The organism is Paracoccaceae bacterium (assembly GCA_019454225.1).
Taxonomy (GTDB): Bacteria; Pseudomonadota; Alphaproteobacteria; order Rhodobacterales; family Rhodobacteraceae.
The window spans coordinates 3,366,593-3,392,675 of sequence record CP075370.1 but is presented as its reverse complement, the minus strand read 5'-3'; the positions used below and the strand labels follow the sequence as shown (position 1 = coordinate 3,392,675).

Genomic DNA, 26,083 nt, shown 5'->3' with positions numbered 1-26,083 from the left:
GTGATCAGGAGGCGGGCGGGTTCAGCCGCGCGATGACCATCCGGCCCGCGGTGGTCAGGCGCGTCATGAATCCCCCGCGCGCGACATCCGCCTCGGCCACCAGGGCCACCCGCGTTTCCGGCAGTTCCGGCACGCGGATCACCAGTTCCGCGACGGGCTGCCCCCGGGTCACGGGCGCGGTCAGCGGGCCGGTATAGACCACCTCAGCCCTTACACCGTCCTGCACGAGCGCCGGCAGCAGGATGGTCAGGTCCGACGCGGGGACAAGGCCCACGGTCTTGGCCGCCCCCATCCAGACCTCGGCCTCGGCCACGCGGACACCCGCGCGCGCGACGGTCTTTTCGACGAACTGGCGGAACGCCCAGTTGACGATGGACTGGCTTTCCTCGGCGCGGGCCTTCTCGCTGTCGAGGCCAGTGATCACGAAGATCACCCGGCGGTCGCCGCGCAGGGCGGATCCGACCAGGCCATAGCCCGCCTCGGAGGTGTGTCCTGTCTTCAGCCCGTCTGCCGTCCAGTCGCCGCCCGAGATCGCCAGAAGGGGGTTGCGGTTGCGCGCGTTGGCCGGGGCGCGGTCCTTGTAGTTGAACTCGGTCATCGCAAAGACCGGGTAGTATTCCGGAAACTCGACGATCAGCCGCCGCGCCAGGATGCCCAGGTCGCGCATCGACTGCTGGTGGCCCGCCGCCGGCCAGCCCGAGGAATTGATGAAGGTCGAGTTGGTCATGCCAAGCGCGCGTCCGCGCTCGGTCATCTGGCGGGCGAAGGTTTCCTCGCTCCCGGCGAGCCCCTCGGCCACGACCACGCAGGCGTCGTTGCCCGAGTTGATGATGATGCCCTTGATCAGGTCATCCACCGTCGGCTTGTCGGTTTCGTTCAGGAACATGGTCGAGCCGCCCATCGCCTTGGCGCGCGAGGACACGGGAAACACGGTTTCCGGTGTCACCCGCCCGTCGCGCAGCGCCTCGAACAGCATGTTCAGCGTCATCAGCTTGGACATCGAGGCGGGTGGCAGGGGCTGGTCGGCGTTCTTGTCCAGAAGCACCGTGCCCGACTTGACGTCATAAACCCAGGCCGCCGTCGCCCGCGAGTCGAATGCCCAGGCCATGGCAGGCAGCCCGAGGATCAGCACGGCGAGCGACAGGAGGCGGATCATGGCTGGGTCCTTTCTGTCTAGCGCGACACGAAGTAGGCGTCGCCAAAGCCTGCGGATTTCACCTTGGCAAGCATCTGGTCGCGGGTCATCGCGGCGGGCGCGGGTCCGGCGACCACGCGCCAGAACGTCTTGCCCTGGCTTTCCTCTTTCAGGATGCGGGTCGGCACGTCGGCCTTGGTCAGCGCGGCCGAGGCGCGGCCGGCGTTGGCTTCGACGCTGAAGATGCCGATCTGCACGAGACTGCGGCCGGCCGGGGCCGAGGCGGGTTTCGCGGTCTGCGGCTTGGGTGCCACCGGCGCACGGGCCGCGGCCGGTGTCGGTGCGGGCGCGGCCGAGGCGACCGTGGCGGCGGCGATGGCCGCGGGCGCCGCGACCGGGATGGCCGGTTTCGCGGTATCGGCGCGGTCGATGGCGGCCGTGGCGGTTGCAGCGAGCGTGGTGGTCTCGACCGTTTCGGCGGCGTCGAGGATGGGCGCGGTTGCGGTCGCGGGCGGTTCGTCCGCCACCTCCTCGCGGCGCAGGGCGGTCACGCTGAGCGTTGCGGGCTGCCCGGCTAAGATGTCGAGCGCCCCGGCCGCATCCGACGAGATCTGCAGCGTCGGACCCGGGTTCAGCCGTTCGCGGCGGAACAGCGCGCCGATCACGAACTTGCCGTTTGCCGGGTTGCGGATGATCACGCGTTCCGGATCGACCGCATCTGGCGATGCCACCCAGACCCCGCCGAGCGAGGGGCGGCCGTCCCACAGCGCCTTGTCGGTGGCCTGGAACACCTGCGGCGCCTCGATGTCGCGTTCGATGAGACGGGTGGAGGTCGCCGAACGGGCCACCGGCGCGGTTCCGTCGGCATCCTCGGTGCCGCCGCCCCCGGCGAACAGCCCCTTGCCCTCTTCACATCCCGTCAGCATCAGCATGGCGACGATGGCCGTCGCCCCCAGATAGGATTTGCCTGCCCGTTGACCGTTCCGAATACGGATCGCCCGTGTCATTCCTGCCTCGCTTGCCTGCGTGCTCTGACGGCCCGCTTGCCATGGTCCCCCGTTTTCCGGAGGCGATTGCCCGAAACGCCATGATGGCGTTGATGAGACAATAGCCGGAAGCGCGGCCTGTGGGAAGGGACACGCAATTGAACCGCGCGTGATCGACTGGGGGCGTGGCGGTCTTGCGCCGGTCATCCCGCGACGCGGCCTATTCTCCGCGGGGAAACCGCTTCTGCTCTTCCAGGACGTTCAGGTCCATGTGGTTGCGCATGTAGCGTTCCGAAGCGCGTTGCAGCGGCTGGTGGTCCCAGGGGTAATAGGCGCCATTGCGCAGCGCGGGATAGACCACCCACCGTCGCGCCTGGCTCTCGCGCACCGCGGCGTCGTAGGTGGCGAGATTCCAGCGTGCGTCCGCCATCTGGCGCAGCCGCGCCAGAGCCTCGGCCGCTGCCGGGGCGTCGGCAAGGTTCGCCCGTTCCTCCGGGTCGGCGTCCAGATCGAACAGCATCTCGGGGTCGGCGGCGCAACGGATGTACTTCCACCGGCCCTGGCGCAGGGCCACCATCGGGGCAATCGACCCTTCGGCGGCGTATTCCATGGCCACGGCGGCGGTGCGCGCCTTGCCCTGCATCAGCGGCAGCAGGCTTTCCCCATCGGTCCAGGGCATCACCCCGCCCATGTCCACCCCCGCCAGGTCGCAGAGCGTGGGTGTGACGTCGATGGTCGAGACCGGAGCGTCCACGAGGGCGGGCGCGACGCCCGGCACCGCGACCATCAGGGGCACCCGGGCGGAGCCTTCGAAGAAGTTCATCTTGAACCAGAGGCCGCGCCGCCCCAGCATCTCGCCATGGTCCGACACGAACAGGATCACCGCCTCCTGCCGCGTGGCCTCGAGCACGGCAAGGATTTCGCCGATCTTGTCGTCGACATAGCTGATGTTGGCGAAATAGCCCTGTCGGGCGCGGCGGATCTGGTCCTCGGTGATGTCGAAGGCCCGCCAGTCGCAGCTGTCCATCAGCCGCCGCGAATGGGCGTCCTGCGCGTCATAGGCGATGGCAGCGGGCGGCGCGAGTTCCGGGGCGTCCTGGTACAGGTCCCAGTAGCGACGGCGTGCCACGAAGGGGTCGTGGGGGTGGGTGAAGCTGACCGTCAGGCACCACGGCCGCGCATCCCCCCCGCGCGACAGGTCATAGAGCTTCTGGATCGCCTGGTGCGCCACGTCGTCGTCGTATTCCAGCTGGTTGGTGATTTCCGCCACCCCCGCCCCGGTGACCGAGCCGAGGTTGTGATACCACCAGTCGATCCGCTCGCCCGGCTTGCGGTAATCGGGGGTCCAGCCGAAGTCGGCGGGATAGATGTCGGTGGTCAGCCGTTCCTCGAAGCCGTGCATCTGGTCGGGGCCGACGAAATGCATCTTGCCCGACAGGCAGGTCTGATAGCCCGCGCCGCGCAGGTGATGGGTGAAGCAGGGGATGTCCGAGGCGAATTCGGCGGCGTTGTCATAGACGCGCGTGCGATGCGGCAGCTGGCCCGACATGAAGGAAGCCCGGCCGGGCGCGCAAAGCGGGCTGCCGGTATAGGCATTGGCAAAGCGCACCGACCGTGCGGCCAGCCGTGTCAGGTTCGGGGCGTGCAGGAACGGCGCCGGGCCGTCGGGGAACAGTGTTCCCGTCAACTGATCGACCATCAGGATCAGGATGTTCGGGCGGGCGGGCTGGTCGGGTCGCATACGGGGGCCTTTCTGTCGCGATGCGCCAAGCGGAAGGTCGCGCGGCGCCATGACATGCGCGCGCCGGGGGGCGCGTCTGTCCCGCCCGCGACGCATGGCGCGACGGTTGCGCCGGAAGGGACCGCACGGATGACCGCGACCGCGAACGAACCCCTGCCGCTTCTGGACCTGCCGGACGAAGGCATCGCGATGCCCGATGGCACGCGGCTTTCGGCACGCATCTGGCGACCGGACGCGCCGGGCCGGTATCCGGCGATCCTGGAGTTCATTCCCTACCGCAAACGCGACGGGACCCTGGCGCGAGACGAGCGGATGCACCCCTGGTGGGCCGCACGGGGCTATGCGTGCCTGCGTGTCGACCTGCGCGGGTCCGGCGACAGCGAGGGGCTGCTGACCGACGAATACACCCCGCAGGAACTGGCCGACGCCTGCGCGGTCATCGGATGGGCCGCGGCGCGGCCATGGTGCACCGGCGCGGTGGGCATGATGGGAAAAAGCTGGGGCGCGTTCAATTCCCTGCAGACGGCTGCCCTTGCGCCCCCGGCGCTGAAGGCGGTGATCGCGGTCTGCGGCACGACGGACCGGTTTGCCGACGACATCCACTTCAAGGGTGGCTGCCTGATGGGCGAGAACCTGGGCTGGGGTGCCACGATGCTGTCCTATTCGTCGCGCCCTGGCGATCCGCTGCTGGATGCCGGCTGGCGTGCGCGGTGGCTGGAACGGCTGGCGGAACAACCGTTCCACGCGCCGGAATGGGCGTCGCACCAGGCGCGCGATGCCTACTGGCGGCACGGGTCGGTGTGCGAGGACTGGGCCGCGATCCGCGCGCCGGTGCTGGCGATCGGCGGCTGGGCCGATGGCTACATGAACATGGTGCCCGCCCTGCTGGAGAACCTTTCGGTGCCGGTGAAGGGCATCGTCGGGCCCTGGGTGCACCAGTATCCGCACACGGCCGTGCCCGGCCCGCGCATCGGCTTCCTGCAGGAGGCGCAGCGGTGGTGGGACCGCTGGCTGAAGGGCGAGGCGAACGGGGTCGAGGATGACCCGGCGTTGCGCGCCTTCATGCCGCATTCGGCGCTTCCGGATGCCTCGGTTGCCGAGCGTCCGGGTCGCTGGGTTGCAGAGACCGCCTGGCCCTCGCCGCGCGTGGTGCCGACGCCCCTGGGCCTCGCGCCCGGGCGGCTGGGGCAGGGCACGGCGATGGACCTGCCGGTTTCGACGCCGCAGCATCTGGGCCTGCATGCGGGCGAGTATTTTCCGATGGGGCTGAATGCCGAAATGCCCGGCGATCAGGCGGCCGACGATGCCATGTCGGTTGTCTTCGACACCGAACCGCTGGCGGAGGGGATGGCCCTGCTGGGGGCTGCCGTCCTGCGGTTGCGGCTGTCGTCGGATTCCCCTCGGGCGCATCTGGTCGCGCGGCTCTGCGATGTGGCGCCCGGTGGGGCGTCGACCCGCATCGCGCATGGCATGCTGAACCTCTGTCACCGCGACGACCCGGCGAACCCGTCGGATGTGCCGGTCGGAACGCCGTTCGACATCGTGCTGCGGCTGGACCATTGCGCGCACCGGCTGGCCCCGGGGCACCGGCTGCGGCTGGCCCTCTCGACCACCTACTGGCCCTTCCTCTGGCCTGCGGGCCGTTCGGCGGTGCTGACCCTGCAGGACGGCACGCTGACGGTTCCCACCCACCAGGGCAGCGACGGGGATGAATGGGTCTTTCCGCCGCCGCATGTGCCCGACGGCGCCGGCGTCGCCGCGCTGACCCCGCCCGAGGCGGTGCGGCGGATCGAGCATGACCTGCTGACCGGCGAGATTTCGCTGGTGGTCGACGATGCGACCGGCCGGCAGATGGTGGAACGTCATGGCCGCGTGGTGGCAGAACGCACCACCGAACGCTGGACGATCCGCCCGGACGACCCGCTGTCGGCCCGCGCGACGATCGACTGGCACCAGCACCATGCCCGCGGTGCCTGGGAAATCACCACCGAGGCGCGTGTCGCGATGACCGCGACGGCGGAGGCGTTCCGCATGACGGCCACGCTGATTGCCCGCGAAGGTGGCATCGAGGTGTTCCGCCGCGACTGGGACGAAAGCGTTGCGCGCCGCTTTGCATGAAAATCCGATGACAGGCGAGAAAACCCTTCGCGGACCGGGAAAGCCTTGTTATTGATTCGCCAATCAACAAAAAACCGAGATCAGGGAGACGACCATGAACGACGACCTTTCCCGCCTTCTGGCCATCATCGACCGCGCGGGACTTACGCGCCGATCCTTCCTGTCGCGCGGCGCGGCGATGGGGGCGGTCGCGGCCATGGGTGCCGGCCTGCCCGCCCGCAAGGCCATGGCACAGACACCGAACAAGGGCGGCACGCTTGTCATGGGCCTGGGCGGCGGCGAGAGCACCAACAGCCTTGATCCGGCACTGGCGGCCAGCCAGGTGCCGTTCCACCTGCTGCGCACCACCGGCGAGACGCTGGTCGATGTCACCGCCGACGGCATGCTCGACATGCGGGTTGCCGAGGCGGTCGAAAGCACGCCCGACGCCAAGACCTGGATCTTCCGCATCCGCAAGGGAATCGAGTTCCACAACGGCAAGACCCTGACGCCCGACGATGTGCTTGCGACGCTGGAGCGCCATTCCGACGAGAAATCGCAGTCGGGCGCCTTCGGCATCATGCAGGGCATCGAGAGCATGAAGGTCGATGGCGACAACGTGCTGGTGACGCTGGCGACCCCGAATGCGGACCTGCCCTATCTGATGGCCGACTACCACCTTCAGATCCAGCCCGGCGGCGGGCGCGAGAACCCGGCGGACGGCATCGGCGCGGGCGCCTATCGGATCGTCACCAACGAACCCGGCGTGCGCCATACCTTCGCCAAGCACGCCAACTACTACGATTCGACGCGCGGCCACTATGACGCCGTCGAGTTCCTCGTGATCAACGACGCCACCGCCCGGATGGCCGCGCTGCAGTCGGGCCAGGTCCACATCGCCAACCGGGTGGAGCCGCGGGTCGCGGCGCTGCTGTCGCGGGCGCCGGGCATCCAGGTCAAGAACGTGCCTGGCCGTGGGCATTATGTGTTCATCATGCACTGCGACACCGCACCGTTCGACAACAAGGACCTTCGGCTGGCGCTGAAATTCGCCATCGACCGGAACGAGATGGTCGACAAGATCCTGCAAGGCTACGGTTCGATCGGCAACGACATCCCGATCAACGCGGCCTATCCGCTGTTCGACGAAACGCTGGCGCAGCGCGAGTATGACGTCGAGAAGGCCGCCGCGCACTACAAGGCCAGCGGCCACGATGGATCGCCCATCGTGCTGCGCGTCGCCGACGGCGCCTTCCCCGGCGCGGTCGATGCGGCGGCCCTGTTCCAGCAGTCGGCGGCGAAGGCGGGCATCCCGCTCGAGATCCGGCGGGAACCGAACGACGGCTACTGGTCGGAGGTCTGGAACAAGCAGCCCTTCTGCGCCTCTTACTGGGGCGGCCGCGCGGTGCAGGACCAGATGTATTCCACCGCCTATTCCTCGACCGCGGACTGGAACGATACCCGGTTCGTCAACGAGCGCTTCGACAGCCTGCTTCTTGCCGCCCGCGCCGAACTCGACGAGGCCAAGCGCAAGGAGATGTACGGCGAGATGGCCCGCCTCGTGCATGACGAAGGCGGCCTGATCTGCCCGATGTTCAATGACTGGATCGAGGCGATCAGCGACAAGGTGCAGGGCTGGGAAGCCGACGGCGTGCAGGAAGTCATGAACGGCCTTGCGCCGCACAAGACCTGGCTCGCATAGGCGGCGGGTGATGCACCCGATCCTAAAGCTTCTGGTCCAGCGAATCTCGCTGGGCCTGGGGCTGCTGCTCGCCGCCTCGGTGCTGATCTTCGTCGGCACGCAGATCCTGCCCGGCGACGTTGCGGCGTCGATCCTCGGTCAGGGTGCGACCGAGCAGTCGCTGAACAACCTGCGCGAGGCGTTGGGTCTGAACGACCCGGCGTATGTGCGCTACTTCAAATGGTTGGGCAGCGCGCTGCAGGGCGATCTGGGTGTGGCACTGACCAACGGACAGGATATCGCCACCTCGATGGGCGGCCGACTGTCCAACACCCTGTTCCTTGCGTTCTGGGCGGCGGTGATCTCGGTGCCGCTGGCGATCCTGCTTGGGTTGCTGGCCGTGCGCTACCTTGGCCGCTGGCCGGACCGGCTGATCTCGGGTGCGACGCTGGCGACCGTGTCGGTGCCCGAGTTCCTGCTGGGCTACATCGTGATGTTCGCGTTCGCGGTGCAGTACCAGGTCTTTCCCTCGGTCTCGACGATCAACGACACGATGTCGCTGGGACAGAAGCTGAACGCGATCGCGCTGCCGGTGATGGTGCTGGTCATGACGGTCCTGGGCCACATGATGCGCATGACCCGCGCGGCGATCCTGAACGTGATGCAGTCGGCCTATATCGAGACCGCCGAGCTCAAGGGCCTGCCGCCCTTCACGGTGATCGCGCGGCACGCGTTCCCCAATGCCATCGCCCCGGTGGTGAACGTGGTGATGATCAACCTCGCCTATCTCGTGGTCGGCGTCGTGGTGGTCGAGGTGGTGTTCGTCTATCCGGGCATGGGTCAGTATCTGGTGGACCACGTGTCAAAACGTGACGTGCCGGTTGTGCAGGCCTGCGGGCTGGTCTTTGCGGCCGTCTACATCGGGCTGAACCTGCTGGCCGACGTGATCTCGATCCTGGCCAATCCGCGGCTGAGGCACCCGAAATGAGGATACCGCTGTCCGCCCTGATCGGCCTGTTCCTTACCGGGCTGTACTTCTTTGCCGCAATCTTCGCCGACCTGCTGGCGCCCTACGGCATGGCCGAGATCGTCGGCAGCGTCTGGGAGCCGTCATCGTCCCGACACTGGCTCGGCACAGACGGCATCGGGCGCGACCTGCTCAGCCGGATGATCTATGGCGGCCAGACCACGATCTTTGTGGCGACCGCCGCCACGCTGCTGAGCTTTTCGGTCGGTTCGATCCTCGGCTTCACGGCCGCGGTGGCGGGCGGCTGGCTTGATCAGGCGCTGTCGCGCTTCGTCGATCTGATGATGGCGATCCCGTCGCTGATCTTCGCGCTTGTGGTGCTGTCGGTGATGCCCGTCACGCTGCCGGTGCTGATCCTTGTGATGGGACTTCTGGACGCGACGCGGGTGTTCCGGCTGTCGCGCGCGGTGGCGGTGGACATCACCGTGATGGATTATGTCGAGGCTGCGCGGCTGCGCGGCGAGGGCCGTGGCTGGATCATCTTCCGCGAGATCCTGCCCAACGCGCTCAGCCCGCTGGTGGCGGAGATGGGCCTTCGCTTCATCTTCATGGTGCTTTTCATCTCGACGCTGTCGTTCCTCGGACTCGGCATCCAGCCGCCGCTGGCCGACTGGGGCGGCATCGTCAAGGAGAACCGCGAAGGCATCGTCTACGGCATTCCCGCCGCGCTGATCCCCGCCATCGCGATCGCGACGCTGGCGATTTCGGTGAACCTTGTGGCCGACTGGGTGCTGAACCGCACGACCAGCCTGAAAGGGGGCCGCGGTGGCTGACCTGCTGACCATCCGCAACCTGCGCATCGAGGCCACGAGCTATCCGCCGGGCGAGCGGCCGCGCGATGTGGTGCTGGTGCATGACGTGTCGCTGACCCTTGCCAAGGGGCAGGTGATCGGCCTGATCGGCGAATCCGGCGCCGGAAAGTCCACCATCGGCCTGTCGTCGATGGCCTATGGCCGGGGTGGCGTGCGCATCACCGGGGGCGAGGTGATGCTGAACGGCCGCGACATCCTGAAAGCCGGTGTCCGCGGCCTGCGCACGCTGCGCGGACGCGAGGTGACCTATGTGGCGCAATCGGCGGCCGCCGCCTTCAACCCGGCGAAGCGGCTGATGGAGCAGGTGGTCGAGACCTGCGCGGTTCACGGCGTGATGGGCCGGGCCGAGGCGGAGGCGCGCGCCGTCGCGCTGTTCCGCAAGCTGTCGCTGCCTTCGCCCGAAACCATCGGGCAGCGCTATCCGCATCAGGTGTCGGGCGGGCAGTTGCAGCGCGTGATGACGGCGATGGCCCTGTGTCCGAAGCCCGATCTGGTGATCTTCGACGAACCGACAACGGCGCTTGACGTGACCACCCAGATCGACGTGCTGGCCGCGATCAAGGCGGCGATCCGCGACGAGGGGGTCGCTGCGCTCTACATCACGCATGATCTTGCGGTGGTCGCGCAGATGGCCGACCGCATCATGGTGCTGCGCGGCGGCAGGATGGTGGAAGAGGGCGACACCAGCCAGATCATCCATGCCCCGCGCGAGGAATACACCCGGGCGCTCGTGTCCGTGCGCAGCATCGACCATGCGGAAAAGGCACCCGCCGAACCCGTCCTGCGGATCGAGAACGTGACCGCCCGCTACAGCGGCACGAACTTCGACGTGCTGAAGAATGTCAGCATGGACCTGCCACCCGGTCAGACGCTGGCGGTTGTGGGGGAAAGCGGTTCGGGCAAGTCGACGCTCGCGCGGGTCATCACGGGCCTTCTGCCTGCATCGCGCGGCCGCATCGCCTTTGCCGGTCGCACCCTGTCGCCCGACCTGGCCGCCCGGACCCGCGACGACCTGCGCGAGTTGCAGATGATCTATCAGATGGCCGATGTCGCGATGAACCCGCGCCAGACCGTCGGAACCATCATCGGGCGCCCCCTGCAGTTCTATTTCGGCCTGACCGGCACGGCGCAGCGGGCGCGGGTGCAGGAATTGCTGGACCAGATCGAGATGGGCAAGGGCTTCATCGACCGGTATCCGGCCGAACTGTCAGGCGGGCAGAAGCAGCGTGTCTGCATCGCGCGCGCACTTGCCGCCAAGCCGAAGCTGATCATCTGCGACGAGGTGACATCCGCGCTCGATCCGCTGGTGGCGGACGGCATCCTGAAGCTGCTGCTGGACCTTCAGGCGCGCGAAGGGGTGGCCTATCTGTTCATCACCCATGACCTTGCCACGGTGCGCGCGATTGCCGACCGGATTGCCGTGATGTGGAAGGGAGAGGTGCGGCGCTACGGGTCCAAGACCGACGTGCTGACGCCGCCGTTCGACGACTACACCGACCTTCTGCTGTCCTCGGTGCCCGAGATGGAACTCGGCTGGCTGGAACAGGTGATCGCCCACCGCAAGATGGCGGCGGGCGGCCACTGACGGCAGCGGCCTCAGGCCGCGTCGAGCAGCCCGCGGCCCTTCAGCAACGCCTCGACCCCCGGCATGCGGCCACGGAACCGGGTGTACAGCACCTCCGGGTCCTCGGACCCGCCCGCCGACAGGATGTGCCGTTCCAGCCGTTCGGCCGTGGCCGGGTCGAAGGGATCGCCGGCCTCCTCGAAGGCGGCGAAGGCATCTGCGTCCATCACCTCGGACCACATGTAGCTGTAATAGCCCGCCGAATAGCCGTCGCCCGAGAACACATGCGCGAAATGCGGCGTCGCGTGGCGCATGCCCACGGCGCGCGGCATGCCCAGACCCTCCAGCACCGTGGCCTGCATCGCCATGGGATCGGCGGGCGGCTCGCCTTCGTGGAACGCCAGATCGACCAGTGCCGACCCCAGGAACTCGACCGTGGCAAAGCCCTGGTCATAGGTTGCCGCCGCCAGCAGGCGGGTCCGCAGCGCGGCGGGCATCGGCGCGCCGGTCTGCCAGTGGCGCGCGTGGGTTTCCAGGACCTCGGGCACCGACAGCCAGTGTTCGTAGAGCTGCGAGGGCAGTTCCACGAAATCGCGCGCCACCGATGTGCCGGATACGAAGCCATGCGTGACCTCGGACAGCATCTGGTGCAGGGCGTGGCCAAATTCGTGGAACAGCGTGCGCGCGTCATCCCATGACAGCAGGCAGGGATCGCCCTTGGCGAAGTTGCAGACATTCACGACGATCGGCCGCACCTCGCCGCCCAGTTTCCGCTGTGACCGCATGGCCGAGCACCAGGCGCCCGAACGTTTCGAGGCGCGCGCGAAATAGTCCCCGATGAAGACGGCGATGTGCCGGCCGTCGCGCGTCACCTCCCAGGCCCTTGCGTCGGGGTGATAGAGCGGCAGGTCGAGCGGGCGGAACGACAGGCCGAACAGGCGCGCCGCGCAGTCGAACATCGCACCCAGCATCGCCTCGAGCGACAGGTAGGGTTTCAGCGCGGCCTCATCCAGATCGTGCTCGGCCTTGCGGCGCCGTTCCGAATAATAGCGCCAGTCCCAGGGCTCCAGCGGCCCGTTGATCCCGTCGTCGGCCATCATGGCCTGCAACACCTGTCCATCGGCCTCGGCCTTGGCGCGGGCGGGGACCCAGACCCGCATCAGCAGGTCGCGCACGGCCTGCGGCCTGCGCGCCATCTCGGGCTCCAGCTTGAAGTCGGCGAAGGACGCATAGCCCAGCAGCGTGGCACGCTCGTGGCGCAGCGCCAGGATTTCGGCGGCAATCTCGCGGTTGTCGTGGTCGTTGCCGTTGGCGCCGCGTGACGTCCAGGCGGCATGGGCGCGGGCCCTCAGGTCGCGTCGGGGCGAGAATTGCAGGAACGGCACGATCAGCGAGCGGTTCAACGTGATCACCGGGCCGGGCCGTCCCCGTTCGGCCCCCGCCGCGCGGGCGGCGTTCACCACGAACTCCGGCAGGCCGGTCAGGTCGTCCTCGTCCAGATCCATGAACCATCCGCGTTCCTCGGCCAGCAGGTTCTGGCCAAAGGCGGTGCCCAGCACGGCAAGCCGGGACTTGACCGCCGTCATGCGGTCGGCATCGGCGCCCTGGAGCATCGCCCCGGCCCGCACGAACATCCGGCGGTAGAGCGTCAGCACCCGCATCTGCTCGGGGTCGAGGCCAAGACCGTCGCGGGCCTGCCACAGCGTCTCGATGCGCCCGAACAGCCGCTGGTTTCCGGTCACCTCGGAATGAAACGCGCTCATCTTCGGGGCAAGGTCGCGCATCAGCGCCTCGCGCGCGTCGGTCGAATCCGCGCCGGCGAGGTTGTAGAACACGCCCGCGACCCGATCGAGCGTTTCCTCCGCCAGTTCAAGCGCGGCGATCGTGTTCGCGAAGGTCGGAGCCTGCGGCGCATCCGCAATGGACGCGATGGCGGCGCGCGCCTCGGCCAGCCCGGCGTCGAAGGCGGGGCCGAAATCGGCATCGTGGATCGTTGCGAAGGGCGGCATCCCGAAGGGGCTGTCCCATGGCGCAAGCAGCGGGTTCGTCCGGGTCATCGGTGGTCCTCGGCAACGGGTTTTGCAGGGAACCTAGACGTCCGGGTCGGCGTGGTCCACCCCGCGCCCCTCTGCCAGCGCCAGGAGCGCCGCGCAGATGCGGGCAAAGCTGGCCCCGGCGCGCGGCACGCTGTGGCGTGCGCGCAGATAGCCGTGCACCAGCCCGGGTTCCTCGATCCACACCGCCTGGCCACCCGCGGCCCGGATCGCCCGGACATAGTCCTGCCCGTCGTCCGACAGAGGGTCGCATTCGGCCGTCACGACAAGGCTTGGCGGCAGGCGCGAGAAATCGTTGTCCTGCAGCGGGCTGGCGGTGGGGTCGCCGACCGGCGGCGGGCCGCCGTGCCGCAGCCTTGCATAGGCCAGCACATCGTCGCGCGTCAGCATCGGCGCATGCGCGTGGCGGATGTGGCTGCCGCGCCCGGTATCGCCGCCAAGGCCCGGATAGATCAGCACCTGGCCGATCAGACCCGGCGCCCCCCGCAGGGCATGGACCACAGCGGCGGCAAGATTGCCGCCCGCGCTGTCGCCGCACAGGATCGTCGGCCCGGCCGCCAGGGCGGCCCGTGTGGCGGCAAGGGCGTCGTCATAGGCCGCGGGATGCAGGTGTTCGGGCGCCAGGCGATAGTCGATGCTGCTGACCGGCAACCCCGTCGCAGCGCAGATCTCGGCGCAGACATCGTCGTGGCTGTCGAGTCCGCCCACCACGAACCCGCCGCCGTGCAGATAGATCACCCGCACCAAGGCCGGGCCGCTGCGGTAGTGCCGCGCCGGGACCCCGCCCAGATCGGCATCCGTCACGGCGACCCCCTCGGGGCGGGGGCGGCGGAAGGCCGCGCACATCGCATCATAGACCCGCCGCTGTTCGGCGACGCCCTGGAATGCGGTGTCGTCGGGGTAGTGGGCGGCCGTCGCATGGATGAATGCCCAGGTCGGGGCGTCGATCAGGGTTTGATAATCCGATTCGGTCATACTGTCCTCCGACCGCCGTGGCCGTCCGAATTGTGGCAGGCCCGCGGTGCCACCGCCCCTTGTGCCCCGTCCGGGCCGCAATCGGGGTGAGTCGAGCGGGAAAATAGCCCGATTCCGTCGCGGTTCCGCCCTGCCGGGGCGGTTTACTGCCTTCAATCGAAACAATCACGTCGTGAGGTCAGGGTCCATGCAGCTGTTTCGTCCGATCGATACCGAGAGCGCCGCGCTTGTCGGCTGGGGGGTGCGGGTGATGCTTCTGTCGCCCAGCGGAGGTGAGGGGCCGGGGCGGATCGCCGACCGGATCGCCGGGTTCGGCGGGCTGATCGAGGCCGAGGCCGACCTGTTCGCGGCGGTCGAGGCGATGCAGTCCGATGCCACGGGCTACGGGCTGTTCGTGATGGAATGCGATGCCTATGGCGGGCTGGAGGCGGGGCGCAGGGCCGTGGCGCTGATGGGGCGCGCGGCGGAGCGGACGCGGGTCATCCTGATCTCGCGCGAGGTCGAGGTGCAGCGGTTCCCCGAGGATGTCGCGGAACCCATCCTGCTGCGGTCGCCCATGTCCGCGGTCAGCCTGCGGGTCGGGTTCGAACATGCGCTGCGCGAGCGGCTGGTCTACATGGCCGCCTGAAGCCGTTGATCCGAAATGAAAAAGCGGGGCCTGACGGCCCCGCCCGGTATCCGGTCCCGAAGCTGCCGATCAGGCGAGCGACAGGTTCGTTGCCGATTCGCGGCCGTCGCGGCCCGACTCGATGTCGAAGGTCACGGCCTGGCCGTCCTTCAGGCCACGCAGGCCAGCACGTTCCAGAGCGGTGATGTGGACGAAAACGTCCTTGCGGCCGCCCTCGGGGGCGATGAAGCCGTAGCCTTTGGTTTCATTGAACCATTTCACGGTGCCCTTGGCCATCGTGAAGTCTCCTGTCAGTCTTGCCGCCCGCGGAATTGCGGCGGCCCGGCACGTCAGCTTGGATCGAAGGCTGTTGCGTCGGGGAGACGGAAGACAGGTCGATAGAGATAACGTCGCGTATCTCATATGGACGTGAAGCGCCCGAAAGGCAAGGATTTTCGCGTATGGCGGGCGTCTGGCCCGCGTCTGGCATGCGTATGGCATCCGTCCCGACAACGGTCGGGCACGGGGAGGGGGATGCGATGGGACCGGTGTCGCTGGTGGCTATCCTGATCGTCGGCGGCGTGGCCGGGTGGCTGGCCGGACGCATCGTCACGGGGCGGGGGCACGGTCTGCTGGGCAACATTGTCGTGGGCATCGCGGGTGCCGTGATCGGCGGGGCCGTGGTGCCGATGCTGGGGCTGGGGCTGGGCGTCGGGCTGGTGCGCCAGGTGATCACCGCGACGCTGGGCGCGGTGATCCTGCTGGGCATCGTCAAGGTCGTGCGCAAGGTCTGAACGTGGCATTATGGCGGCGGGAGGACCGCGCCATGCAGATCAGCCAGGACTTCGACGGGCAGACCGTCATCACCACCTTCGAGACGACCCCGGGCCAGTGCCCCGACCTGATGGAGGCGCTTGCCGCCGCCTATGACGAGGTGATCCGCCACCAGCCCGGGTTCATCGGCGCGGCGCTGCACATGAACGACGCGCAGACCCGCATCGCCAACTATTCCCGCTGGCGCCGCCGCGAGGATTTCATGGCCATGCTGCGGACGCCCGAGATGCGGGAACGCAACCGGCGGTTCAGCGCGCTGTGTTCGCGGTTCGAACCGGTGATGTACGAGGTGACGGGGGTGGTGGCTGGCTGACGGGCCCGCGGGGCGCCTTTTCGCCGTGGCCCGATCGTGTTTGACTGCGGGGTCCGGCACGCCCACGGTGTCATGACACGGGCAAGGGGCCCGCCGAGGAGGGTTCCATGGGAATCGAAGGCATACTGGTTACACTGCTGATCGGTGCCGTGGCGGGCTGGCTGGCCGGCAAGATCGTGTCGGGATTCGGCTATGGGCTGATCGGCAACATCGTGGTGGGCATCCTGGGCGCGCTGATCGCGGGCTACGTCCTGCCGCGCCTTGGCCTGTCGATGGGCGGCGGCACGCTGGCCGCCATTGTCCATGCGACGCTCGGTGCCGTCCTGCTGCTGGTGCTGATCAAGGTGGCCAAGAAGGCATGAGGGATCTGCGGTTCGCCAGCCTGTCTGCCGCAGGACCTGCGGTTCCCCGGGAAGAAGGCGGGCGCTGAGCATGTTCCTGTGGCTTGTCGCGGCTGTGTCGGCGGTGGGTTCGGCCATTGCGTTGCTGGTGCCGGGGCAGGAGGGCCTGCTTCTGGTGGCCGCGCCCTGCCTTCTGGCAAGCCTGATCCTTGCCGCGCGGCGCAGGCCCGCGCGGCGCGGCAAGGGCCGACCGGTCCGGAACGGCATCATCGTGGATGGGTCCAACGTGATGCACTGGAAGGGGGGCGTGGCCGACCTGCAGACGGTGCGGGCGGTGCTGGACGAACTGGCGCGTCGCGGTTTCACCCCCGGCGTGATCTTTGATGCCAATGCGGGCTACAAGCTGGCCGACCGCTACATGGACGATGCCGAGCTGGCGGCCCTGCTGGGCCTGCCCGAGGACCGGGTTCTGGTGGTTCCGCGCGGCACGCCCGCCGATCACTACATCCTGATGGCCGCCCGCGACATGCAGGCGCGGGTTGTCACCAACGACCGCTATCGCGACTGGGCCGGCGAGTTCCCCGAGGTGGCGGAGCCGGGTTTCCTGATGCGCGGCGGGTGGCGCGGTGACGGGCCCTGGCTGGCCGACACGGTCGAGGCGCGGCAGGTCGCCGCCGCAGGGTAGGGGCCGCCGCCGCCCCTTCAAGGTCCGGATCGGGCAGGCGGGCGGTCAGGCGGGCGTGGGCACGGCGCGGGGCCGCCGGGGCGGCGGCGGCGATCACCGCCTGCCGCCCCTTGACCGCTTTCCACCCCGCATCCCGGCGCGGCCGCCGGTGGACCGGCCGCGCGATTTCACCGCGTCTTCGACCGCCTCTTCCACCACCGATTGCCGGGCCAGCGGGTCGTCGGCGATCGCAAGCTCCACCGCTTCCAGGCGCTTGACCTCATCCCGCAGGCGGGCGGCCTCTTCGAATTCCAGGTTCTCGGCGGCCTTGCGCATGGCGGTGCGCAGCCCGTCCAGATGCGCGGCGAGGTTCGCACCGACCATCGGCTTCTCGACCCTGGCGGTGACGCGCGCCATGTCGGTGTCGCCCTGCCACAGGCCCGCCAGCACATCCTCGACGTTCTTCTTCACGGTCTGGGGCGTGATGCCGTGCTGCAGGTTGTAGGCCATCTGCTTGGCGCGGCGCCGGTTGGTTTCGGCCATCGCCCGTTCCATGCTGCCGGTGATGCGGTCGGCATACATGATCACCCGGCCCTCGGCGTTGCGGGCGGCGCGGCCGATGGTCTGGATCAGGCTGGTTTCCGAACGCAGGAAGCCTTCCTTGTCGGCGTCGAGGATCGCGACCAGCCCGCATTCGGGAATGTCGAGCCCCTCGCGCAGCAGGTTGATGCCGACGAGCACATCGAAGGCGCCAAGCCGGAGGTCGCGCAGGATCTCGATCCGCTCGATCGTGTCGATGTCGCTGTGCATGTAGCGGATGCGGACGCCCTGTTCGTGCAGGTATTCGGTCAGGTCCTCGGCCATCCGCTTGGTCAGCACGGTGACCAGCACGCGCAGGCCCCGGGCGGCGACGCGCCTGACCTCGTCCAGGAGGTCGTCGACCTGCATCTCGACGGGCCGGATTTCGATCTGCGGGTCGATCAGGCCGGTGGGGCGGATCACCTGTTCGGCGAACGTGCCGCCGGACTGGTCAAGTTCCCATGCCGCCGGGGTGGCGCTGACGAACACCGACTGCGGGCGCATCGCGTCCCATTCCTCGAACTTCAGCGGGCGGTTGTCCATGCAGGAGGGCAGACGGAACCCGTGTTCGGCCAGCGTGAATTTCCGCCGGTAGTCGCCCCGGTACATGCCGCCGATCTGGGGGACGCTGACGTGGGATTCGTCGGCGAAGACGATGGCGTGGTCGGGGATGAACTCGAACAGGGTGGGGGGCGGCTCGCCGGGCGCGCGCCCCGTGAGGTAGCGCGAATAGTTCTCGATCCCGTTGCAGGACCCCGTGGCCTCGAGCATCTCGAGGTCGAAGTTGCAGCGCTGTTCGAGCCGCTGCGCCTCGAGCAGGCGGCCTTCGGCGACAAGCTGGTCGAGACGCTGGCGAAGCTCGATCTTGATACCCTGGATCGCCTGCTGAAGGGTCGGGCGCGGGGTCACGTAGTGGGAATTGGCGTAGATCCGGATCTGCCGGAAGCTGTCGGTCCTGGCGCCGGTCAGCGGGTCGAATTCCACGATCGATTCCAGTTCCTCGCCGAAGAACGAGAACCGCCAGGCGCGGTCTTCCAGGTGGGCGGGCCAGATTTCCAGCGAATCACCCCGGACGCGGAAGCTGCCCCGCTGGAAGGCCTGGTCGTTGCGGCGGTATTGCTGGGCGACGAGTTCGGCCAGCACGCGCCGCTGGTCATAGCTCTGCCCCACGGTGAAATCCTGGGTCATCGCCGAATAGGTCTCGACCGAGCCGATGCCGTAGATGCAGGACACCGAGGCCACGATGATCACGTCGTCGCGTTCCAGCAGCGCGCGCGTGGCCGAGTGGCGCATCCGGTCGATCTGTTCGTTGATCTGCGATTCCTTCTCGATATAGGTGTCCGAGCGCGGCACATAGGCCTCGGGCTGGTAGTAGTCGTAGTAGCTGACGAAGTACTCGACCGCGTTGTCGGGAAAGAAGCCCTTGAATTCGCCATACAATTGCGCGGCCAGCGTCTTGTTGGGCGCGAGGATGATCGCCGGGCGCTGCGTCTGCTCGATGATCTTGGCCATGGTGAAGGTCTTGCCGGTGCCGGTGGCACCCAGAAGGACCTGGTTCTGCTCGCCCGCCAGGATGCCCGCCGACAGCTCCGCGATCGCGGCCGGCTGGTCGCCCGCGGGCTGGAACGGGGTCGACAGGACGAAGCGGCGCCCGCCTTCCAGCTTGGGCCGGGTCAGCACCTCGGGGCGCGGGGCAGGGGTGTTGGCGTTGTTGTGGGGCATGGGCGATTCCCTTCCTGGCACGAAGATGGTCCGTTTTTGTTCCGCCGCAAGCAGGAACCCCGTTGCCGCAGGCCCCGCGCCCCGCTAAGTCGTTTCAATGGGGGGGAAAATCGATACGCGGGCCATCGGGCTCGATACCGGCCTTGCGATGATCCGATGGATCACCGGGGCGGAAAGCCTGCATTATGGCGACTGGACCGGACTTGACGTCTGCGCAGGCAACCTGCGCGCGGCACAGGACGCCTATACCGACCGGGTGTTCGCCCTGCTGCCGCCGGCGCCGTGCCGGATTCTCGATATCGGCGGGGGGGCGGGCGAGACGGCGAAGCGGTTGCTGGCGGTGGGCCATGGCGTCGAGATCGTCGTGCCCTCGGCCTATCTGGCGGCGCGGTGCCGGGCGAACGCGCCCGCGGCGCAGGTGCACGAGACGACGTTCGAGGCATTCCGCGGGAGCGGGCCCTTCGATGTGTGCCTGTTCTCGGAAAGCTTCCAGTACATCCCGCTGACCGACAGCCTGCCGCGCGTGCTGTCGCTGCTGGCGCCGGGCGGGCAGGTGGTGATTGCCGACTGCTTCCGGTCGGACAGCTATCGCGGGCGTGACTCCCACGGGCCGCAGCCGGGGGGCGGGCATCGCCTGTCGGCGTTCCGGGCGGCCCTGGCCCGGCTGCCGGTGACGGTGACGCATGAGGAAGAGATCACGGCGGCGGTGGCGCCTTCCATCGACCTGGAGCAGGCGTTCTTCAACGTGATCGGGCTGGGCCTGACACGGGCGCGCGAGGAACTGGCGGCGAAACGGCCGCTGGCCTGCTGGGCGGTGACGCGGGCGGCGGCGGCCCTGCTGTCACCGGCGTCGCGGGCACGTCTGGCCGCGCGCCTGAACGGGACCGCACGCACGGCCGAGGCGTTCCGGACCTTCAACCACTACATGATCTATCGCCTGACGCCGCAGCCCGCGCAGCCCTTGCCGCAAGGTTAACAGCGGAATTTCAATCTTAGCGAAAATCCGCCTGAACCGCGCATCTTTCAGTTGAGATTCGCGAACGAAGGGGGCACATTGATCGGGCAAGCAGCAGAAGCGCTGTCGACGGGTTGCACCCCACACACCCCACCCACACTCCCCGTGATCCGTCGGCAGCGTCCTGTTGCAGGGGCTGCGGCGGCGCGATCCGCCGCCTGCTTGCCCCTTGCGGGGGGCGGGCACCTGCGGCATATCGGTGGCAACGGCAGGAGACCCCCCATGCGCGCCCGCATCTATCAGCCCGCCCGCACCGCCATGCAGTCCGGTTCGGCCAAGACGCAGGACTGGTACCTTGATTTCGCGCCCGGTTCGGCGCGCGAGGTCGATCCGCTGATGGGGTGGACATCGTCGGACGACACGCAGACGCAGGTCCGGCTGCGCTTTCCCACGCGCGAGGCGGCCGAGGCCTATGCGGCCGAAAAGGGCATCGACTATGTCGTGACCCTGCCCAAGCCGCGCAAGCCGGTGATCCGGCCGCGCGGCTATGGCGAGAATTTCGCAACCGACCGGCGCGGGGCCTGGACGCATTGAGCCTGCGGATCACCGAGGAAAGCCCGCTGGGTGCCGATCTCGGCCTGCTGTTCGACCGCCATACCCAGGCGATGCATGCCGACACCCCGCCCGAAAGCATCCACATGATGGACCGTGGCGCGCTGACCGCGCCGGGGATCCGGTTCTTCGTGCTGCGCGATGTGGGGATGCCGGTGGGGATGGGCGCGTTCAAGCTGCTGTCGGGCAGCCATGCCGAGATCAAGTCGATGCATGTGCTGCACGAACTGCGGGGGCGCGGTCTGGCGCGGAAGGTGCTGGACCACCTGATCGCCGAGGCGCGCGCCATGGGGCTGCGCCGCCTGTCGCTGGAGACCGGCGCACAGGACAGTTTCGCCCCGGCGCGCAAGCTGTACGAGATCGCCGGGTTCACCTATTGCGCACCCTTCGAGGGCTATGGCCCCGATCCCAATTCCGCCTTCATGACGCGCGAAATCTGATTGCACGGGGCTGGGGGCTGGGCCATGAACGGGTCAGCGGCCCCGTAGCTCAACCGGATAGAGCAGGGACCTTCTAAGTCCAAGGCTGGGGGTTCGAGTCCTCCCGGGGTCGCCATCCCATCCGTAACGTTTTGTAAGTGCTAGGTTATTTCCGGCGGGTTGCAATTTGGGACGCATGGGTTGCAACGTTCCCGTCCCGTTCTGTTCCCATCACGGCGCGGCGGCGGTCGGCTGCCCGGGTGTAGTGCTGCACCTCGGACAGGCTTTCGTGGCCTATCCAGGCGCCGATCTGGTGGGCCGTGGGCCTGTCCCGGCCGGAGTACCGCAAGCGGTTCGAGAAGTTCCAGCACGCGTTCGGCGCGGACAGGCTGGAGGTCTGGGCCTATGAGGCGTCCGGCTTTCCCGAGGGCTGCGTGGTGAAGGATTTCGCGGCGCGCATCGGCATCGATGCCAGCGGGATCAAGGTGGTGCGCAGCAACGAGAGCATTTCGTCGGAGATTGTCGCGCTGACGATCGACTGGATGCTGCCCGAGGCGCTTCGCCGCAGTCCCGAGGCCGACATCCGGCTGCGCCGCCGTGTCGTGGGGCTGCTGTCCCAGGGCCTGCCCGGCAAGTTCCGGTTCTCGCCCGATCTGGTCCGCCAGCATATCGACGCGGAGGATCTCGACTGGCTGCGCGAACAGTTCGGCATCGATTTCACGGGCCAGATCGAGAGTGCGCGGCACGCGCCCGGCGACATCGAGGATCAGGCATCGCTGGTCGCAATGCGGCCCCGCGCCATGTCCGGCCTTCGGAATGCACTGCAGGAACGCGGGCTGGACGCGGCGGGCGATGATCCCCATGCCCTGCTCGACCGTCTGGCGGCGTGGGTCCAGGGCAGGTTGGACTGATGGGCTGGTCAGGCGCCGCCGCCCGGCCTGACCTATACCGATGATCCGTTGCCCGGCCTGCGTCCGCGCATGATGCTGCGGGGATTGGATCGGGCATTCGGGAGAAGAACATGTTCGGCGGATTTCGGGTTCTCGGGGCGTTGGCCCTGGTTGCGGGGGCGATGCTGGCGGGGGTGGCGCAGGCGGATACGCGCGTGAAGCTGACGGGGCATATCGAGGGGATCAAGCTGTCGTTCGATGGCACGCCCGGCCTTGTCATGGTGGCCTCGCTTCGCGACATGGGGGGGCGGCTGGGTGTCTGCGGCCTGTCCTTTGCCGAAACCGCCAGCTCGCATGTGCTGAGCCGCAGGCGCGAGCTGCTGGGCCTTGTCGTGGTCGAGTTGCGCCGCAGGGCCTTGCCCGTCGCGACGAACGATTTCCCGTTCTACCCCTCGCTGAAGGAGGCCGAGGCGGGCACCGCGCGCTGCCTTGCGGTGAACCGGCCCTGGGAGCCGGCCTATGCGACGGAGCGGTTCACGCTGCGCACCCGGTCGAACAGCATCAGCGAGTGACCGGCCCCCGGTCGTGCGGGATCGACGAGGGCGCGCCGCCCTCGAAGCGGTTCGGCTCGCGGTAGCCGCAGGGCGCCTCCTGCATCTCCAGATGCAGCCGGGTGCCGGTGTAGGGGTGGGCGCGCGCCAGGTCCTCGTCGAACTCGATGCCCAGGCCCGGGGCCTCGGGCGGGATGATGTAGCCGTCTTCCCAGCGGATCGCGTGGCGGATCAGCCGCTGGTGGAAGGCGCCGCCCGTCTCGATCGTCTCGGCGATCAGCAGGTTCGGGATCGACGCCGACAGATGGATGTTCGCAGCCCATTCGACCGGCCCGGCATAAAGATGGGGCGCCATCTCGGCATTGAACACCTCGGCCATCGCCGCGATCTTCTTGGCCTCCCATATTCCGCCCACCCGGCCGAGCGCCGGTTGCAGGATCTTGACCCCCCCCATGCGCAGGAGCGCGCCGAATTCGGTCTTGGTGGTCAGGCGTTCGCCGGTCGCCAGCGGCACCCGCACCTGGGCGGCCACATTGGCGAATTCGGCCAGGTTGTCGGGGGGGATCGGTTCCTCGTACCAGAGGGGGTTGTAGGGTTCGATCTCGCGGCCGAGGCGGATCGCGCCTGCCGTGGTGAACTGCCCGTGCGTGCCGAACAAGAGGTCGGCACGGTCGCCCACCGCCTCGCGGATCGCCTTGCAGAAGGCGACCGAGCGCGAGATGTCCGACATCGCGGGCTGGTGGCCGCCCCGGATCGTATAGGGGCCGGCAGGGTCGAACTTGACCGCCGTGAAGCCCATGGACACGAAGCGTGCGGCCGCTTCGGCCGCCATCTCGGGGCTGACCCAGAACTCGGCCGATTCCTGTCCGGGTTCGGGGTAGAGGTAGGTGTAGCTGCGGATGCGGTCGTTCATCCGGCCGCCCAGCAGTGCCCAGACCGGGCGGTTGCGGGCCTTGCCGAGGATGTCCCAGCAGGCGATTTCCAGGCCCGCGAAGGCGCCCATGACCGTGGGGTCGGGGCGTTGCGTGAAGCCGGACGAATAGGCGCGGCGGAACATCAGCTCGATGTTCTCGGGGTTCTCGCCCTCCATGTGGCGGGAAAACACATCCTCGATCACCGCCTGCATCGCCTTTGGCCCCACGGTCGAGGCGTAGCATTCGCCGTATCCGGTGATGCCGCAGGCGGTCGTCAGCCGGGGGAATATCCAGTAGCGCCCGCCCCAGCCGGGGGCGGGGGGCGCGACCACGAAGATTTCGAGCGACTGAAGCTTCATGCGATCCGATCCTGTTGTGGCGAGCGACGGAACAGTGACATGGCGAAAGGCTAGGCGTGCGCGCCCTGCGCCGCGCGGCCGCCCGCGACATGCGCTGCAATGGCCGCGACCATCAGGAGCGCCGCCAGCAGGAAGGGCGCCCCCGGTGCGAAGACCGGCGCCGATGGGGCGGTGAACAGGGCAAAGACATTCGTCATGACCAGCGGTGCCGTGATCATCGCGATGGCGTTGAGCGAGGACAGCACGCCCTGCAACTCGCCCTGCGCGTTCTCGGGCGTCTGGCGCGACAGGATGGCCTGCAGCGCCGGGGTGACGACCCCACCGAGTGCGGTGATCGGGGTGACGAACAGCGCCAGCAGGCCCGATGTGATGAGGCCGAGCGCGGCCAGCGTCGTGACATCGACCCACATGCCGTACAGCGCCGCGCGATGTTCGCCGAACCTGCGGATCAGCGGCCCGACCAGCAGCGCCTGACCGGCGGCAAAGGAAATGCCGTAGATCGCCAGCGATACCCCGATCATCGTGGTATCCCAGCCGAACCGGGCGGTGCCGTAGTAGGCCCAGATCGCCGGGTAGACGTTCATCGCGATGCCGAGCAGCAGGAAGGTCAGCAGCGGCAGGCGCAGCGCGCAGGCGGGTGACGGCCCGCAGCGCGCCCAGCGGGTTGGCGCGGGCAAGGCTGAACGGGCGGCGGGTGGCGGCGGTGACGGTTTCGGGCAGCACGAGCGCGCCGAAGGTCAGGTTCGCGGCGGCCAGGGCGGCGGCGGCCCAGAACGGCGCCCGGGTGTCGATGCCCGCCAGAAGGCCGCCGATCAGCGGGCCCAGCACGAAGCCCACGCCAAAGCCCGCCCCGATCAGGCCGAAACGGCGGCCGCGGTCCGCCGGGGCCGAGATGTCGGCGATGAAGGCGGCGGCGGTGGAATGGGTTGCCGCCGCCATGCCCGCCACGATGCGCGCCAGAAGCAGCAGCCAGATCGTCGGGGCCACGGCCATCACCACATAGTCCGCCGACATCACGGCCAGCGAGACCAGCAGCACCGGGCGGCGCCCGAACCTGTCGGACAGCGCCCCGACGACGGGGCCGAACAGGAACTGCATGACGGCAAAGGAGGTGGCGATCACGCCGCCCCAGATCGCGGCATCCGACAGCGTGCCGCCCGTCACCTCCTCGATCAGGGCGGGCATCACCGGAAAGATCAGGCCGATCCCGATCGCGTCAAGCGTGACGGTGCAGATGATGAAGGCCAGCGCGGCGCGCGGTGCGGGTGTCACGGCGCGGCTGCCGTGAATCGGGGAATTCGCAGCATCTGCCACAGGCGCCGCAGATCGTCATCCGCTGCGGCATTCGGGCGCGAAATCAGCATAGCCCTGTCTTTCCAATGGCCTGGCGGCGTATTGTGCAGCGGCGCATGAAATGCTGTGGCAGGATGCGTTCCCGTGGACATGTTCGGTTTGTCATGGGCCGGCATGGCCGATGCCATCAAGGAACGTGCCCGCGACGGCGGCCCATTCGGCCGGCGCGTCGATGGTGGGCAGGTGCCCGGCGCTGCGGATCAGGTGGAACCGGCTGCCCGGGATCAGATCGGCCAGGTCGCGCACCAGATCGGGGGGCGTGGTGCCGTCATGCGCCCCGGCGATCACCAGGGCGGGCAGTCGCAGCGTGGCGGTGGTGGCCAGGAAATCGCTGCCCCCCACCGCATGGGCCGCGCCGCACCAGCCCTCGGCCGGCGTCGCCACCAGCCGGTCGCGCCACAGCCGCGCCTCGGGCCCGTCGCGGAACGGGCGCGGAAACCAGCGGGCCAGCGTGGCATCGGCCAGCGCCGCCACGCCGTCAGACCGCACGGTGGCGATGCGCGAGGCCCAGATGTCGGGGGTGGCGATCTTGGGGGCAGTGTTCGACAGGATCAGCCCCCGCACCAGATCGAGCCGCTTGACCGCCAGCCCCTGCGCCACCATCCCGCCCAGCGACACGCCACCGAACACCGCATCCCGCACGCCCAGATGATCCATCAGCCGTTCGGCATCGCGGATCAGCGCACCCATGGCATAGGGTGCGGGCGGCACGTCCGATGCGCCATGCCCGCGTGCATCGTAGCGGATCACCCGCAGGCCCGGCGGCAGCAGCGGCACAACCGCGTCGAACAGCCGGAGGTCGAGGCCCAGCGCATGGGCAAGCACCAGCACCGGCCCGTCGCGCGGCCCGTCGTCGCGGTAGTTCAGGCGCAGGTCGGGCAGGAAGGCCAGGGGCATC

The 26,083-nt window shown here is 68.5% G+C and carries 25 protein-coding genes, 1 tRNA gene and 1 pseudogene; 17 read left to right on the top strand and 10 right to left on the bottom strand.

Translation table 11 applies throughout. The annotated features are described in order from the left end of the window. Window positions 1–4: 4 nt before the first annotated feature. From KF887_16190 to betC, 3 genes are all read right to left on the bottom strand, one after another. Window positions 5–1,156, bottom strand: coding sequence for a D-alanyl-D-alanine carboxypeptidase (locus tag KF887_16190; protein QYK40916.1), 1,152 nt, complete (start codon window positions 1,154–1,156; stop codon window positions 5–7). 17 nt (window positions 1,157–1,173) lie between these two features. Then, complete coding sequence (locus KF887_16185) at window positions 1,174–2,142, bottom strand: SPOR domain-containing protein (protein ID QYK40915.1); 969 nt, start codon at window positions 2,140–2,142, stop codon at window positions 1,174–1,176. Between the two features lie 199 nt (window positions 2,143–2,341). Next, entirely contained in the window at window positions 2,342–3,862 is a 1,521-nt protein-coding gene (gene betC / locus KF887_16180; GenBank protein ID QYK40914.1) for a choline-sulfatase, read from the bottom strand. A 129-nt stretch (window positions 3,863–3,991) separates the two neighbouring features. Between betC and KF887_16175 the strand changes: the two genes are divergently transcribed. The 5 genes from KF887_16175 to KF887_16155 all read left to right on the top strand — a co-directional run bounded on the left by KF887_16175 (window position 3,992) and on the right by KF887_16155 (window position 11,064). After that, window positions 3,992–5,980 (top strand): CocE/NonD family hydrolase, encoded by a 1,989-nt coding sequence (locus tag KF887_16175; protein QYK40913.1) that lies wholly within the window; start codon window positions 3,992–3,994, stop codon window positions 5,978–5,980. Between the two features lie 94 nt (window positions 5,981–6,074). Beyond that, entirely contained in the window at window positions 6,075–7,661 is a 1,587-nt protein-coding gene (locus KF887_16170; protein ID QYK40912.1) for an ABC transporter substrate-binding protein, read from the top strand. 10 nt (window positions 7,662–7,671) lie between these two features. Next, complete coding sequence (locus KF887_16165; GenBank protein ID QYK40911.1) at window positions 7,672–8,628, top strand: ABC transporter permease; 957 nt, start codon at window positions 7,672–7,674, stop codon at window positions 8,626–8,628. After that, window positions 8,625–9,440 (top strand): ABC transporter permease, encoded by an 816-nt coding sequence (locus KF887_16160; protein QYK40910.1) that lies wholly within the window; start codon window positions 8,625–8,627, stop codon window positions 9,438–9,440. The genes KF887_16165 and KF887_16160 overlap by 4 nt, the downstream gene beginning before the upstream one ends. Further along, the gene (locus KF887_16155) at window positions 9,433–11,064 is read left to right on the top strand and encodes an ABC transporter ATP-binding protein (GenBank protein QYK40909.1); all 1,632 of its coding nucleotides are present in this window, start codon (window positions 9,433–9,435) and stop codon (window positions 11,062–11,064) included. Before KF887_16160 ends, KF887_16155 begins: the two co-directional genes overlap by 8 nt. An 11-nt stretch (window positions 11,065–11,075) precedes the next feature. On the opposite strand, the gene KF887_16150 is transcribed toward KF887_16155, so the two are convergent. Beyond that, window positions 11,076–13,100, bottom strand: coding sequence for a M3 family metallopeptidase (locus KF887_16150; protein QYK40908.1), 2,025 nt, complete (start codon window positions 13,098–13,100; stop codon window positions 11,076–11,078). 33 nt (window positions 13,101–13,133) lie between these two features. Further along, window positions 13,134–14,072: an alpha/beta hydrolase gene (locus tag KF887_16145; GenBank protein QYK40907.1), complete on the bottom strand. Its 939-nt coding sequence runs from the start codon at window positions 14,070–14,072 to the stop codon at window positions 13,134–13,136. A 187-nt stretch (window positions 14,073–14,259) separates the two neighbouring features. On the opposite strand from KF887_16145, the gene KF887_16140 reads away from it, so the two are divergent. Next, window positions 14,260–14,700, top strand: coding sequence for a hypothetical protein (locus tag KF887_16140; GenBank protein ID QYK40906.1), 441 nt, complete (start codon window positions 14,260–14,262; stop codon window positions 14,698–14,700). A gap of 69 nt (window positions 14,701–14,769) precedes the next feature. Here KF887_16140 and KF887_16135 read toward each other — a convergent pair whose 3' ends face one another. Then, window positions 14,770–14,976: a cold-shock protein gene (locus KF887_16135; protein ID QYK40905.1), complete on the bottom strand. Its 207-nt coding sequence runs from the start codon at window positions 14,974–14,976 to the stop codon at window positions 14,770–14,772. A 242-nt stretch (window positions 14,977–15,218) separates the two neighbouring features. Between KF887_16135 and KF887_16130 the strand changes: the two genes are divergently transcribed. The 4 genes from KF887_16130 to KF887_16115 all read left to right on the top strand — a co-directional run bounded on the left by KF887_16130 (window position 15,219) and on the right by KF887_16115 (window position 16,852). Then, window positions 15,219–15,473 (top strand): GlsB/YeaQ/YmgE family stress response membrane protein, encoded by a 255-nt coding sequence (locus KF887_16130; protein ID QYK40904.1) that lies wholly within the window; start codon window positions 15,219–15,221, stop codon window positions 15,471–15,473. A gap of 32 nt (window positions 15,474–15,505) precedes the next feature. Further along, window positions 15,506–15,826, top strand: coding sequence for an antibiotic biosynthesis monooxygenase (locus tag KF887_16125; protein ID QYK40903.1), 321 nt, complete (start codon window positions 15,506–15,508; stop codon window positions 15,824–15,826). A gap of 107 nt (window positions 15,827–15,933) precedes the next feature. Then, window positions 15,934–16,188, top strand: a complete 255-nt coding sequence (locus tag KF887_16120; protein ID QYK40902.1) for a GlsB/YeaQ/YmgE family stress response membrane protein — start codon at window positions 15,934–15,936, stop codon at window positions 16,186–16,188. Window positions 16,189–16,258: 70 nt separating this feature from the next. Next, a complete protein-coding gene (locus tag KF887_16115) occupies window positions 16,259–16,852 on the top strand; it encodes a hypothetical protein (GenBank protein QYK40901.1) in 594 nt (197 codons plus the stop codon). 93 nt (window positions 16,853–16,945) lie between these two features. On the opposite strand, the gene uvrB is transcribed toward KF887_16115, so the two are convergent. Continuing rightward, entirely contained in the window at window positions 16,946–19,132 is a 2,187-nt protein-coding gene (gene uvrB, locus KF887_16110) for an excinuclease ABC subunit UvrB (protein ID QYK40900.1), read from the bottom strand. A gap of 97 nt (window positions 19,133–19,229) precedes the next feature. On the opposite strand from uvrB, the gene KF887_16105 reads away from it, so the two are divergent. The 6 genes from KF887_16105 (at window position 19,230) to KF887_16080 (ending at window position 22,580) form a co-directional block, all read left to right on the top strand. Further along, on the top strand, window positions 19,230–20,108 hold the full coding sequence (locus tag KF887_16105; protein ID QYK40899.1) for a methyltransferase domain-containing protein: 879 nt from the start codon (window positions 19,230–19,232) through the stop codon (window positions 20,106–20,108). A 261-nt stretch (window positions 20,109–20,369) separates the two neighbouring features. Beyond that, a complete protein-coding gene (locus KF887_16100; GenBank protein QYK40898.1) occupies window positions 20,370–20,681 on the top strand; it encodes an ETC complex I subunit in 312 nt (103 codons plus the stop codon). Window positions 20,682–20,752: 71 nt separating this feature from the next. Further along, window positions 20,753–21,139, top strand: a complete 387-nt coding sequence (locus KF887_16095; protein ID QYK43617.1) for a GNAT family N-acetyltransferase — start codon at window positions 20,753–20,755, stop codon at window positions 21,137–21,139. Window positions 21,140–21,177: 38 nt separating this feature from the next. Continuing rightward, window positions 21,178–21,254, top strand: a tRNA-Arg gene (locus tag KF887_16090). A 184-nt stretch (window positions 21,255–21,438) separates the two neighbouring features. Next, complete coding sequence (locus tag KF887_16085) at window positions 21,439–22,029, top strand: hypothetical protein (GenBank protein ID QYK40897.1); 591 nt, start codon at window positions 21,439–21,441, stop codon at window positions 22,027–22,029. A 110-nt stretch (window positions 22,030–22,139) separates the two neighbouring features. Beyond that, window positions 22,140–22,580 carry a hypothetical protein gene (locus KF887_16080; protein ID QYK40896.1) on the top strand — a complete coding sequence of 147 codons (441 nt, stop codon included), beginning with the start codon at window positions 22,140–22,142 and terminating at the stop codon, window positions 22,578–22,580. Here KF887_16080 and KF887_16075 read toward each other — a convergent pair. Further along, window positions 22,570–23,832 carry a mandelate racemase/muconate lactonizing enzyme family protein gene (locus KF887_16075; GenBank protein QYK40895.1) on the bottom strand — a complete coding sequence of 421 codons (1,263 nt, stop codon included), beginning with the start codon at window positions 23,830–23,832 and terminating at the stop codon, window positions 22,570–22,572. The two genes, KF887_16080 and KF887_16075, sit on opposite strands and share 11 nt — an antisense overlap. A 50-nt stretch (window positions 23,833–23,882) precedes the next feature. Further along, window positions 23,883–25,017, bottom strand: a pseudogene (locus tag KF887_16070) (MFS transporter). Here KF887_16070 and KF887_16065 point away from each other — a divergent pair. After that, window positions 24,929–25,120: a hypothetical protein gene (locus KF887_16065; protein ID QYK43679.1), complete on the top strand. Its 192-nt coding sequence runs from the start codon at window positions 24,929–24,931 to the stop codon at window positions 25,118–25,120. The pseudogene KF887_16070 and the gene KF887_16065 overlap by 89 nt on opposite strands. Before the next feature lie 167 nt (window positions 25,121–25,287). Here the strand turns inward: KF887_16065 and pcaD are convergent, their stop codons facing one another. Next, entirely contained in the window at window positions 25,288–26,082 is a 795-nt protein-coding gene (gene pcaD, locus KF887_16060) for a 3-oxoadipate enol-lactonase (GenBank protein ID QYK40894.1), read from the bottom strand. Window position 26,083 lies beyond the last annotated feature (1 nt).